The sequence below is a fragment of the Streptomyces sp. SID8374 genome, assembly GCF_009865135.1.
In the GTDB taxonomy this organism is placed as follows: domain Bacteria; phylum Actinomycetota; class Actinomycetes; order Streptomycetales; family Streptomycetaceae; genus Streptomyces.
The window spans coordinates 1,503,478-1,515,605 of sequence record NZ_WWGH01000001.1; the positions used below are offsets into that span (position 1 = coordinate 1,503,478).

Annotated in this window: 11 protein-coding genes; 1 reads left to right on the forward strand and 10 read right to left on the reverse strand. The window is 75.5% G+C overall.

Translation table 11 applies throughout. From position 1 onward, the window contains the following. Positions 1–109 precede the first annotated feature (109 nt). The 7 genes from GTY67_RS34800 to hisI all read right to left on the reverse strand — a co-directional run bounded on the left by GTY67_RS34800 (position 110) and on the right by hisI (position 5,096). On the reverse strand, positions 110–322 hold the full coding sequence (locus tag GTY67_RS34800) for a tryptophan synthase subunit(beta) (RefSeq protein WP_161278091.1): 213 nt from the start codon (positions 320–322) through the stop codon (positions 110–112). Between the two features lie 18 nt (positions 323–340). Then, on the reverse strand, positions 341–1,150 hold the full coding sequence (trpC, locus tag GTY67_RS06760) for an indole-3-glycerol phosphate synthase TrpC (RefSeq protein WP_030805722.1): 810 nt from the start codon (positions 1,148–1,150) through the stop codon (positions 341–343). Between the two features lie 115 nt (positions 1,151–1,265). Next, positions 1,266–1,655 carry a DUF2752 domain-containing protein gene (locus tag GTY67_RS06765; RefSeq protein ID WP_202461777.1) on the reverse strand — a complete coding sequence of 130 codons (390 nt, stop codon included), beginning with the start codon at positions 1,653–1,655 and terminating at the stop codon, positions 1,266–1,268. A gap of 484 nt (positions 1,656–2,139) precedes the next feature. After that, positions 2,140–2,391, reverse strand: a complete 252-nt coding sequence (locus tag GTY67_RS06770; RefSeq protein ID WP_093692221.1) for an HGxxPAAW family protein — start codon at positions 2,389–2,391, stop codon at positions 2,140–2,142. A 123-nt stretch (positions 2,392–2,514) separates the two neighbouring features. Further along, positions 2,515–3,195, reverse strand: a complete 681-nt coding sequence (locus tag GTY67_RS06775) for a TIGR02234 family membrane protein (RefSeq protein ID WP_161278092.1) — start codon at positions 3,193–3,195, stop codon at positions 2,515–2,517. 14 nt (positions 3,196–3,209) lie between these two features. Then, a complete protein-coding gene (locus tag GTY67_RS06780) occupies positions 3,210–4,703 on the reverse strand; it encodes an anthranilate synthase component I (protein ID WP_093692217.1) in 1,494 nt (497 codons plus the stop codon). Positions 4,704–4,712: 9 nt separating this feature from the next. After that, positions 4,713–5,096, reverse strand: a complete 384-nt coding sequence (gene hisI, locus GTY67_RS06785) for a phosphoribosyl-AMP cyclohydrolase (RefSeq protein ID WP_161278093.1) — start codon at positions 5,094–5,096, stop codon at positions 4,713–4,715. 84 nt (positions 5,097–5,180) lie between these two features. Here hisI and GTY67_RS06790 point away from each other — a divergent pair, with 84 nt between their 5' ends. Then, entirely contained in the window at positions 5,181–5,813 is a 633-nt protein-coding gene (locus tag GTY67_RS06790) for a TIGR03085 family metal-binding protein (RefSeq protein WP_161278094.1), read from the forward strand. A 3-nt stretch (positions 5,814–5,816) separates the two neighbouring features. Here the strand turns inward: GTY67_RS06790 and GTY67_RS06795 are convergent, their stop codons facing one another. The 3 genes from GTY67_RS06795 to GTY67_RS06805 form a co-directional block, all read right to left on the reverse strand. Then, positions 5,817–7,373, reverse strand: a complete 1,557-nt coding sequence (locus GTY67_RS06795) for a helix-turn-helix domain-containing protein (protein ID WP_202461342.1) — start codon at positions 7,371–7,373, stop codon at positions 5,817–5,819. 188 nt (positions 7,374–7,561) lie between these two features. Next, positions 7,562–10,849: a LuxR family transcriptional regulator gene (locus tag GTY67_RS06800; RefSeq protein WP_161278096.1), complete on the reverse strand. Its 3,288-nt coding sequence runs from the start codon at positions 10,847–10,849 to the stop codon at positions 7,562–7,564. 156 nt (positions 10,850–11,005) lie between these two features. Beyond that, positions 11,006–11,932: an alpha/beta hydrolase gene (locus GTY67_RS06805; protein WP_161278097.1), complete on the reverse strand. Its 927-nt coding sequence runs from the start codon at positions 11,930–11,932 to the stop codon at positions 11,006–11,008. Positions 11,933–12,128 lie beyond the last annotated feature (196 nt).

Sequence of the window (12,128 nt, forward strand, 5' to 3'; positions counted from 1 at the left end):
TGGGTTCACCGTATGCGCGGAGCAGCGAGCGCCACCGGGACCGGCGTGCGGTCGGGTGGTGCGGTCGTACGTACGGGGGTGGGTACTGCGGTACGTCGGCCGGGGCTCGCTACTGCGCGGACCCCGGGCGCCATCGCATCCCGTTCACCTGGCCGGGCTCGTCACCGATCACGTACCGCACCCGCCGTCCGTGCACGCGCCGGGCGGGGGCGCGGCAGCCTCGCGGCCTGCACCCGCGCGCCAGCGGGGCGTGCGGATCCCGGGCCGGGGCCCCGGCGGGGCGCAGGCCTGGCCGGGTGCGGGGCGCGGGACGGTCGGTCATGGTCGTGGGGCTCCCGGGTCAGCCGCGGCCGTGGCGGAGGGCCGGGTGGGCGCCGGCGGCCACCAGGTCGGCGACGGCGGCGCGCGGGTCGCGGCCGGTGACCAGGGACTCGCCGACCAGGACGGCGTCGGCGCCGGCGTTGGCGTACGCGATCAGGTCGTGCGGGCCCCGGACGCCGGACTCGGCGACCTTGACGATGTGGTCGGGGATCTCGGGGGCGACGCGCTCGAAGGTGGAGCGGTCGACCTTGAGGTCCTTCAGGTTGCGCGCGTTGACACCGATGATCTTCGCTCCGGCGTCCACGGCGCGCTCCGCCTCCTCCTCGTCGTGCGCCTCGACGATCGGGGTGAGCCCGATCGACTCGGCCCTCTCGATCAGGGAGACCAGGGCCTCCTGGTCGAGGGCGGCGACGATCAGCAGGGCGAGGTCGGCGCCGTACGCCCGGGCCTCCCACAGCTGGTACGAGGTGACGATGAAGTCCTTGCGCAGGATCGGGGTGTCGACCTTGGCGCGGACGGCCTCCAGGTCGGCGAGCGAACCGCCGAAGCGGCGCTCCTCGGTGAGGACCGAGATGACGGACGCGCCACCGGCCTCGTAGTCCGCGGCGAGCGCGGCGGGGTCCGCGATGGCGGCAAGGGCCCCCTTGGACGGGGACGAGCGCTTGACCTCGCAGATGACGGTGACGCCCTCGCCGCGCAGGGCGGCGACTCCGTCCTTCGCCTGGGGAGCACGCGCCGCGCGCTCCTTCAGCTCGTCGAGGCTGACGCGCGCCTGCCGCTCCGCGAGGTCGGCGCGAACGCCGTCGATGATCTCGTCGAGCACACTCACGCGAGCGGCCCCCTTCCGGAACGGTTGACGGTGAACAGGATCAGCCATACCGATGGTATCCGCAGGAGGCCCCGGGGCCCGCATCCGGCCACGCCGCGTCCCACTACCTGGGCATTCAGGGCGCCAGCGCCGAGCCGAACGGCAGATTCCGGACCACGGTGAAGATCAGGAGCAGGGCGCCGATGCCCCACCACCAGGCGGGGGCAAGCGCGATCCGCAGCGGCTGTCCGCGCCAGGCCCGGACCAGCCACAGGACCCAGACGGCGGCGAAGAGGAAGTAGCCGGTGGTGGCGAGCGCGTTGGAGGAGAACGCGGCGCCGAGGTCGCCGTGGATGAAGGCGTGGGCGCTGCGGAGGCCGCCGCAGCCGGGGCAGAAGGCGCCGGTGATCTTGAGCAGGGGGCAGACGGGGTAGTGGCCGGGCTCGTTGGGGTCGACGGTGCCGACGTAGGCGAAGGCGGCGGTGACGGTGGCGAGGATGCCGAGGGGGGTGGCGAGGCGCCTCAGCCGACCCGGCGAGGGCTTGCGGACGGGGTCGTGCGCCCCTACCCAGCCCGTCCGGCGTTCGAGGACGGAACCGGGGCCTTGGGGGGCCGCTACCTGCGAGGGTTCCTCGCCCGAGGGGCCTGTGAACTCCGGGCCCACCCCCGCAAGGGTTCCGTCCTCGAACGCCGGACGGGCTGGAGTGGCGAGGGTCTCGTCCCCGGAGCCCGGACGGGCTGGAGTGGCCAGGAGCTCGTCCCCCGAGGCCGGGCGGGCTGGAGTGGCGAGGGTCTCGTCCACGGACACAGGGTGGGCTGAAGTGGTGGGCCGGGCCATGTCCGGGGTCGGGCAGACCGTCAGGGGCATGTTCCAGGGGCCGACGCCCTCGGGCTCGGCTTCACGGTTCGGGTTCGGGGTCGGGGTGGCGTCCACCCGGTGATTGTCCCCGGTCATACGGAAAGGCGCAGCCCACCCGGGGCTGCGCCTCGCTGCGTGTCGGCCGCGCGGGTCAGTGGGAGACCTGCGCCTCTCCGGCGCGCGCCCGGGCCTCCGCCAGCTCGGAGGACTCCTTCGGCATGCCGAGACCGGCCAGCTTCATGGCGTAACCGACGATGCCACCGGCGAAGATGACGGCGATACCGGCCCAGAAGCCGAGCGGGTTGGCCGCGACCATGAAGACGCCTGCGACGCAGAAGCCGATGAAGGAGATGATGACACCGGTCCAGGCGGCCGGGGTGTGTCCGTGGCTCGTGCCCGCCATGAGTTGCTCCTCGTTGATGTTGCGCAGTGGGTGTCGCTGTAGCTGTCGCTCGGGGGACGGCTCGCCTCCATTGTCCCGCACGGGGCCACCGGAGGTGAGCGGGGGGTCACCCCTCGGGAGTGTCTAGCCCGTCGGGTCCTCGCCCCGGTCCAGCGCCTTCCACAGCTCCTCGGGCCGGTCCGGGTCCGGGGCGGTGCGGGGCGCCTTGCGGGGGCGCGGGGTGCCGTCGCGCTCGTACCGGCCCGACATCGTGGGCCAGCGGTTGCCGAAACGGAGGGCGAGCAGCCCGGCGAGCAGGATCAGCACGCCCCCGGCGGCGGTGACATAGGGCCAGGCGGTGTGGGTGAGGGCGTCGATGGTGGCCGCCGCGTCACCGGTGGTGCGGGCGGCCTCCTCGTCGAGGGCCGTGCTGTCGGAGGCGCCCGCCCAGGCGCTGAGCGCGGCACCGAGGCCGCTGAGGGCGAGGAGGGCGGCGACGATACGGCGGCCCGCGCCGCGGACGGCGAAGACGGCGACGAGGGCGGCCAGGCCGACGATCGCCAGGGCGGCCGGGGCCCCGGTGATGTCCTGGCCGTCGGCGGTCAGCGGCAGGGCGCCGCCGCCGGTGGCCGCCCGGCCCTCGGCCCAGATCTGGCCGGAGGCCAGGAGGACGACGGTCGCACCGGCCGCACCCAGGAGCAGCGCGAGGGCGAGCGACCGGCGGCTGCCCGAGGAGTCGGGCGCGGCTCCGGAAGACGCGTCGGGTGCGTCGTCGGCGGTTCGGGCACGGGGCTGGGGTACGGGGACAGCACTCACGTCGTCCACTATCCCTTACGGCGTCAGCGGTCGTGGAGCCGGTTGGCCGTATGGACGGCGCGCAGGACGGCGGCGGCCTTGTTGCGGCACTCGGTGTCCTCCGCCACCGGGTCCGAGTCCGCGACGACCCCGGCGCCCGCCTGCACGTACGCCGTACCGTCGCGCAGCAGCGCGGTGCGGATGGCGATGGCGGTGTCGGAGTCCCCGGCGAAGTCGAGGTAGCCGACGCAGCCCCCGTACAGTCCGCGTCGGCTCGGCTCCAGCTCCTCGATGATCTGCATGGCGCGCGGCTTGGGGGCGCCGGAGAGGGTGCCGGCGGGGAAGCAGGCGGTGAGGACGTCGAAGGCGGTGCGGTCCTCGGTGACGCGGCCGGTGACGGTGGAGACGATGTGCATGACGTGGGAGTACCGCTCGATCGACATGAAGTCGACGACCTCCACGCTGCCCGGTTCGCAGACGCGGCCCAGGTCGTTGCGGCCGAGGTCGACGAGCATCAGGTGCTCGGCGCGCTCCTTGGGGTCGGCGAGCAGCTCCTCGGCGAGCGCCTGGTCCTCCTGCGGGGTGGCGCCGCGGTGCCGGGTCCCGGCGATCGGGTGGACCATGGCCCGTCCGTCCTCGACCTTGACCAGGGCCTCGGGGCTGGAGCCGACGACGTCGAACCCGTCGAAGCGGAAGAGGTACATGTACGGGGACGGGTTGGTGGCCCGCAGCACCCGGTAGACGTCCAGGGCGCTCGCGGTGCACGGGGTCTCGAAGCGCTGGGAGGGGACGACCTGGAAGGCCTCGCCCGCCCGGATGCGCTCCTTGATGTCCTCGACGGCCTCCTGGTAGGCCTCGCCGCCCCAGAGCGCGGTGTACGGGGGCAGCTCGGACGGGGGCAGGACGGCCGGGGCGTTCTCGACCGGGCGGCGCAGGTCCTGCTCCATGGCGTCGAGGCGGGCGACGGCGTCCGCGTACGCCTCGTCGACGCCGGTGGAGAGGTCGTTGTGGTTGATCGCGTTGGCGATCAGCAGGACCGTGCCGTTCTGGTGGTCGAGGACGGCGAGGTCCGAGGTGAGGAGCATGGTCAGCTCGGGGAGCTTCAGGTCGTCGCCGCCGTGCTCGCCGATCTTCTCCAGGCGGCGGACGACGTCGTAGCCGAGGTAGCCGACCATGCCGCCGGTGAAGGGCGGCAGCCCCGCGTCGCTCACCAGGTCGCGGGGGGTGTGGAGGGTCTCGACGGTGGCGCGCAGGGCGTCCAGCGGGTCGCCGCCGACGGGGACGCCGACGGGCGGGGTGCCGAGCCAGTGGGCCGCGCCGTCGCGGGCGGTGAGGGTGGCGTCGCTGCGTACGCCGATGAAGGAGTAGCGCGACCAGGTGCGGCCGTTCTCCGCGGACTCCAGCAGGAAGGTGCCGGGGCGCTCGGCGGCGAGCTTGCGGTAGAGGCCGACCGGGGTGTCGCCGTCCGCGAGGAGGCGGCGGCTGACGGGGACGACGCGCCGGTCGACGGCCAGCTTGCGGAAGGTGTCGAGATCCATGGCCGGACCTTAGCTGTCGATGAGGGTGAGGACGTCGGCGTCGAAGCAGGTGCGGTCGCCGGTGTGGCAGGCGGCGCCCGTCTGGTCGACCTTGACCAGCACGGTGTCGGCGTCGCAGTCCAGGGCGACGGACTTCACCCGCTGGATGTGGCCGGAGGTGTCGCCCTTGACCCAGTACTCCTGGCGGCTGCGCGACCAGTAGGTGCAGCGGCCGGTGGTGAGGGTGCGGTGCAGCGCCTCGTCGTCCATCCAGCCGAGCATCAGCACCTCGCCGGTGTCGTACTGCTGGGCGATGGCCGGGACCAGGCCGTCGGCGCCGCGCTTGAGGCGCGCGGCGATGGCGGGGTCGAGGCTGCTGGCGGGGGGTGTGGGGCCGGGCGTGCTGCTGGTCATGGGCCCATTGTGCCGTGGTGGCGGGGGCTTCCCGGGCGGACGTCCACTGGGCGGACCCCGGGTGACGGTCGTACGCTGGCGGGCATGTCGACCCATGCGAAGCGTGAACGTCTTCTGCTCGCCGATCTGTTGGAAGCGGCCGGTCCCGAGGCACCGACCCTGTGCGAAGGCTGGAAGACCCGTGATCTGGCCGCCCATGTGGTGGTCCGTGAGCGCCGCGCCGACGCGGCGGGCGGGCTGGTGATCTCCGCCCTGAAGAACCGGCTGGAGCGGGTGCAGGGCGAGTTCGCGGCGAAGCCGTACGAGGAGCTGATCCAGCTGATCCGTACGGGACCGCCCCGGTTCTCGCCGATGTCCCTCAAGCAGATCGACGAGGCGGCGAACACGGTGGAGTTCTTCGTCCACACGGAGGACGTACGCCGGGCCCAGCCGGACTGGTCGCGGCGCGAGCTGGACCCGGTCTTCGCCGATGTGCTCTGGTCCAACGTCGAGAAGACCTCCCGGGTGCTGGGGCGCAAGTCCCCGGTGGGGCTGGTGCTGCGCCGCCCGGACGGCCGGACGGCGGTGGCCCACAAGGGCGCCCCGGTGGTGACGGTGACCGGGGAGCCCTCGGAGCTGCTGCTGTTCGCGTTCGGCCGGCAGGACGCGGCGGATGTGCAGGTGGAGGGCGAGAAGGACGCGGTGGACCGGCTGCACCGGGCCGCGCTGGGGATGTAGGCCCTACGACCCGAGGAGCCGCCGGGCCGCCAGGGCGAGGGAGACCTCGACGGCGTCCCGGGGGCGGGTCAGACAGCGGCCGGTGAGCTGTTCGAAGCGGCGCAGCCGGTTGAGGACGGTGTTGCGGTGGCAGTAGAGCCGCGCGCCCGCCCGCTGCGCCGAGCCGTCCGCGTCCAGCCAGGCCGTCAGGGTCTCCACGATGACGTCCCGGTCCGAGGGGTCCAGCCGGTCCAGCGGGCCCAGCACCCGGTCGGCGAGGGCGGAGCCGAGGGCCGGGGAGGAGACGACGAGGGCGTCCGGGAGGTGCTCGTCCAGCAGGACCGTGCCCCCGGAGGCCGGGCAGGCGCGCAGCGCGGTCTCCGCCAGCCGCCGGGCGTCCCCGAGCGCGGCCAGCCCGTCCACGGGCGAGCCGATCCCGGCCCGGGTGCCGGCGGGGGCGCCCAGGGCCGCGGCGATGGCGCGCAGCTCGTCGGGGTCGCCCGTTTCGCCGGTGAGCCGGAGGATCGCGAACTCGGCGTCGGGGCCGGTGTGCCAGAGGGGGGCGGGGGTGGGGGCCGGGTGCGGGCGCCCGTCCGGTGCCGGGGTCGGGACCTCTTGCGGGCGCCCGGTGGCTGCCGGACTCGGGGTCGCGTGCGGGCGGCCGGTCGCTGCCGGACTCGGAATCGCGTGCGGGCGGCCGTCCCGTCCCGGGCCCCGGGCGGTGCGCAAGTGCCCGTCCGGTCCGTTCCGACCGTCCGATCCCGCCCGCCCGTCCGGGGCCTGGCCCGGAGCGGTGTCCGGAGCGGTGTCCGGCGCCTCGCCCGGGGACAGCGCGGCCGTCGGCAGGTTCAGGGATAGCCGGGCGGGGCCCGGCTGCTGGGGTCCGCGCGGGGCGGAGGCCACCGCGAGTACGGCGTACCGTCCCTGCTCCGGCAGTCCCAGCATGGCCGCCGCCTCGCAGAGGTCCGCGATGCGCGCGGTCCCGTCCAGCAGCGCCGCGATCATCAGCCGCTGCTGGTTCTCGCGCCGCCAGGAGAGCCGCCGCTCGGCCTGCCGGTAGGCGTCGCCGACGATGCGGCAGTGCTCGTCGACGAAGTTCCACACATCGGCGGCGACATGGACGAGCAGCCGTACGTCGTCGGGGTCGCGGCGGGCCGTCTCGTCCACCAGGTCCTGCCAGACCATCGCGCCGCCCATCCGGAAGGCGTGCAGGACGGCGTCGAGGGGGACGCCCTGTTCGGCGCGGATCTCGCCGATCCGGCGGGAGGTGCGATGGGCGGCCTCGCGGTACTCCCGGGGCTGGATCAGCGAGCCGACGTTGTGCCGCAGCGAGTGGTGGACCTCCTGCCAGACCTCGGCCCGGTCGGAGTCGATCGCCGCCCGGTAGCCGGGTTCCTGTTCGTACAGGGCGTCGACGAGCCGGTCGGTGAGGACCGGGAGCGAGGCCACGAGGACCCGGGCGGCCCGGTGCAGCACCTCGACGGCTTCGCGGTCGGCCAGGGAACGCAGGCGCTGGGGCAACGGCGACACGGGGTGGGTGCCCTGAAGCACCGCGATCCGCGAACGTACGACCTGTGGCATGGCGGCCTCCACCGGGAATCGGCCGGCTGCGCGATCGGCCGGCTCGGAGCACCCGGCCCGGCAGGGCACGAGCACAGCCGAATGATCCTGACGCCCGCAGAATGGCATACCGCCCGGTCGGTACCTAGGGGTCTGCGCGGAACTTTGTCATCACGGTCTCGCAACCCCGCGGCCATCGGGGACGGGGCTCAGGGGCCCAGCAGGCGGGCCAGCTCGGTGCGGGAGCGGATGCCGAGGGCGGCGAAGACGTTGCGGAGGTGGTGGTCGACCGTGCGCGGGCTGAGCGAGAGGCGGAGCGCGACCTCGCGGTTGGTGGCCCCTTCGGCGACGCAGCGGGCGATGCGCTGCTGCTGCGGGGTGAGCGCGGCGAGCGCCCCGTCCGTCGCGGGCCGCACCGACGGGCCGTGCTCCCCCGCCGCCCGTAACTCGCCGGCCGCCCGCTCCGCCCAGGCGCGGGCCGAGCAGCGCTGGAAGGCGACGAGGGCGTCGCGCAGCGGGGTGCGGGCCTCGCGGGTACGCCGTCGGCGGCGGAGCCACTGCCCGTACAGGAGCTGGGTGCGGGCCCGTTCGAAGTCGCCGCCCGCCCGTTCGTGGTGGGCCAGGGCCTGCGCGTACCGGGCGTCGGCCTCGTCGGCGGTGGCCAGCAGGGCCTGGCAGCGGGCGAGTTGGGCGGGGGCCTGCGGGTCGGCGGTGCGGGCGGTCCACCCGGCGAACTCGGCGACGGCGGCGCGGAGTTCGCCGGCCTCCGCGGCTGCCCGTCCCGCGAGGACGGCGGCCTCGATGTAGCAGGGCACGGCGAGCATCCGGGCGGCGAAGTGGCCCTGCCGGGGGCCGGGGCGCACCAGCGGGCCGAGCCGGGCGGCCGCCTCATCGGAGCGTCCGGCGGCGAGGTCGGCCCGCGCCCTGGCCCAGGTGGCGAGGGTCGCGGGCTGGGCCAGCCCGTGCGGCCCGGCCCCGGCGAGCGCGGCGTCGCAGTGGGCGGCGCAGGCCTCGGCGGGCCCCTCCACGGAGGCGGCGAGGGCCAGGGCGGCGTGGAGGTGGACGGCGCTGTTGGGCTGCCCGGTACGGCGTGCGGCGTGCAGCCCCTCCAGGGCATGGGCGCGGGCCCCCGCGTGGAGCCCGGCCCGCAGCTCGGCGTAGGCCAGGTGCTCCAGGGCCTGCGGCAGCAGCGCGTCGGGCCCACTGGTCCGTACGGCGGCGAGCGCCCGCGCCCCGGTCCGGCAGGCGGTGGCGACCTCCCCGAGGACGAGGGCGGCAACCCCGGCACGGAGGAGGGCGGCGGGGGCGGTTGCGGGGGCGGCTCGGCTCACCGGTTCCGCTGGGTCCGCCGGGTCTGCGGGGTCCGCCGGGTGCAGGCACTGGCGGAGCAGCGCATGCCCCGCCTCGGCGCTTCCGGCGAGCACCGCGCACATCCCGGCCCGGTAGGCGGCGAACGCACGGTCGTACGGGGCCGGGTCGATGCGGCCCATGGCCTCCAGGTAACAGGCCGCGTCCCCCATCACCCAGGCCGCCTCGGCCGCACCGAGGAGGGCGTCGAGGGCCCGCCCGGGGTCGTACGGCCCGAGGAGCGCGGCCGCGGCGAGGAGGGCCGCGTGGGCATCGGCTGCGGGCCCGGAACGCAGGGCGAGCAGGCCGTGGACGTAGGGGGCGAGCCCGTGGCGGGGCGCGGCGGCCTGCTCCCCCGCCGCCCCGGTGCGGGCCAGCAGGGCGCGGGCCCGTCCCGGGTCCCCGGCGAGGGCCGCCTGCTCGGCCGCCGCGGCGAACCGGGCCGAGCGCAGGGGCTGATCGGTGGTGAGCGCGGCGGCGCGGGCCAGGGCCGAGGAACGCTCGGCATGCGGGTACGGGGCGGTCGCGGCGGCCTCCAGCCGGGCGGCGAGCCCCATGTCCGGGCCGGGGGCGGCACAGGCCAGCTGGACGAGGGAGGCGAGCGGGGCGGGGCGGTCGCCGGGAGGCGGCGACGACAGCGCCGACGCGGCGGCCCGGCCACCGGCAGCGGCCGCCGGGGTGGGCGACGGGGCCGGGCGGTCGCCGGGGTGCGCCGTCGCGTCCGGCGAGCCGGTGCGGGCGCCGGAGTGCGCCGACCGGGTTGACGAGGCGGTGCGGGCGCCGGAGTGCATCATCGGGTCGGGCCCGTCGCCGGAGCGCACCGGCGCCCCCGGCGAGGCAGGGCGGCCACCGGAAGACGCCGACGCGGCAGGGGCGGTGGTCCGGTCGCCGGTCTCCGCCAGCAGGGCCGCCAGCAGCTCGTGGGTGGCGCGGCGGTGGGCGGGTGGGGCGTGGTGCAGGACCGCGCGGGCGAACAGCGGGTGGCTGAAGTGGACCCGGCTGCCCGCCCGTTGGAGGAACCCCTGGGTGGCGGCCGAACCGAACAGGACGCCGTCCAGGAAGTCCCGGGGCAGCCCGGTCCGGGTGCCGGCGCGCAGCAGGAGCAAGGCGTCCGCCCCCGCGCCGGCGGGCTCGTGCTCCTGGGCTGCGGCCGCCAGCAGGAGCAGCGCCCGGGTGTGCGCCGGGAGCCCGTCGAGGCGGTCCGCGTGCGCGGCCAGCACGCCCTCTGCGCCGGGCAACGGGCAGGGCAGCGGGGTCCGCCCGGCGAGCTGGTCCGGGGTGAGGCGGGCGGTGAGCCCGGTGAGGAGGCGGGGGTTGCCGGCCGCCTCCCGGAGGAGCTCGGCGCGGACGACCGGGTCGAGTCCCCCCGTAACGCCGGAAAGTCGTTGCGGGGGACGACCGGGGACCTCCACGCCGTCGGGCATCCCCGCACCCCGGGCAAGGCCCTCCGTACCACCGGCGAACCCCCCACCACGACCGGGGCCTTCCACACCACCGGAAACCCCCGCACCCCGGACAAGGCCCGCCCTACCACCGGCGAACCCCCCACCACGACCGGGGCCTTCCACACCACCGGAAACCCCCGCACCCCGGACGCCCCCCTCCCCACCCCCCGTAAGCCGGTCCAGCAGCGCTGACGACGCGTTCTCGTCCAACGGGCCGAGGCGGAGTGTGGGCAGGCCGGTGAAGGCGGGGCCGTCGTCTGCCGTGATCAGGACGGCGACACGGCTGTCCGCGCCGAGTCTGCGGGCCGCGAAGCCGAGGGCGGTGCGGGAGGCCGGGTCCCAGGCGTGGGCGTCGTCGGCGCAGACCAGCAGCGGGCGGGCGGCGCCCAGTTCGCGCAGGCGGGCGAGCAGCGACTCCGGGGTGGGCCGGGTGAGAGGGGCCGAGCAGAGCAGGGCGTGCAGTCCGCTGTGGGGCAGGGCGCGTTCGGCGGGGGCGGCGGTGGCGTACAGCACCGGGCCCCGGGGGCGGTGCGCGGCGGCCGCCTCGCGCAGCAGCGCCGTGCGGCCGAGTCCGGGCGGTGCCGCCAGGACGAGGGCGCCGCCGTCGCCCTGCCGGAGCCGGGCCAGCAGGCCCTCCAGGATGGCGAGTTCACCGCTGCGGCCGTACAGCCGGAGCGGACTGTGGACGGTCGTCGATGAGGTCACGTTCGGCACGGTAGGACCGTGCGGGCGGAGGCGGAAGGTGCGCGTCCGGCGGCCCGGCCGGGGCGGTGCGGGCTCCTAGCCGGACGGCTCCGGCGCTGTGCGCGGGCACAGTGCCGGAGCCGCCGGAGGGCCGGTTCCGCGCCGGCTACGCCGGTTCTACAAGGTGTGCGGGCAGTTGCCCCGGTACTCCGCGATGGTCAGGCTCGGCCGTGGGATCGGGCAGAGGAACTGCTCGTAGCGGGTGTCGTTGTCGATGAAGCGCTTCAGCCACGAAAGGCTGTACTTCGCGATCGTGGTGTCGGACGAGTTCGGCGTGAAGTGCGAGGCGCCGCGCAGCTCCAGATACGCCTTGTCCAGCGAGCCGGGCAGCGACTCGTAGAACGGCTTCGAGTGCGTGGCGACCGGGGCGACCGTGTCGCCGTCCGCCCCCACCACCAGGGTGGGCGTACGCAGTTCGGGCCACGTCTTGTCGGTGTTCCAGCCGGTCAGCGGGATCGCCGCCTTCAGCGACGTACGGCTCTTGGCGGCTTCGAGGGAGCCACCGCCGCCCATCGAGTGGCCCATCACACCGAGCCGGGTCGCGTCGACCCGGGTCCGTACCGAGCTGCGCTGGGTCAGGTAGTCCAGCGCGGAGAGGAGTTGGCGGCCTCTGCTGTCGGGCTGGTCGAGGGTGGTGTTGGTGTCGATGGTGAAGACCACGAAGCCCTGCGAGGCCAGGCGCGGCCCGAGCCAGGCGATGGAGGACTGGTAGGCGGTGAAGCCGGGCGAGATGACGACCGCGCCGAAGGTGCCGTCGGCGGTGGAGGTCGGGTAGTAGATCGTGCCGCCGCCGAATCCGCTCGCGACGAGCGAGGAGACGGAGGTCTGGGAGGTGGCGTACGAGCCGCGGCTCGCCTCGATGGAGGCGTTGGTGGGGGCCGGGCCGCGCTCGTAGGGGTTGGCGGCGACGGCCTGGGCGCCGGGTGCCAGGGCGGTCAGCAGGAGACCGGCGGTGGCCGCGGCGGAGGCCAGCAGGCCCGTCAGCGTACGGGAGCGGCTCGGGCGCGGGGGGTGCTGGCGTGAGGGGAGGAGGTGCTGCTGCACGGGGGGATTCCTCTCGGTGGTGGCGGGAACCACACCACGCGAGGCCCACGAGCCCGTCGTCCGGGGGCTGTCGGGTGCACCGCGTGGCTGCCGTCGTCGTTCGTCGGCGGTCGCCACTCTCACGGTGCGGCCCGTACACACGCATCGGCGGTATCACCGGTCTTGGCGCACCGGTGATACCGCCGGAAGAGGTCAC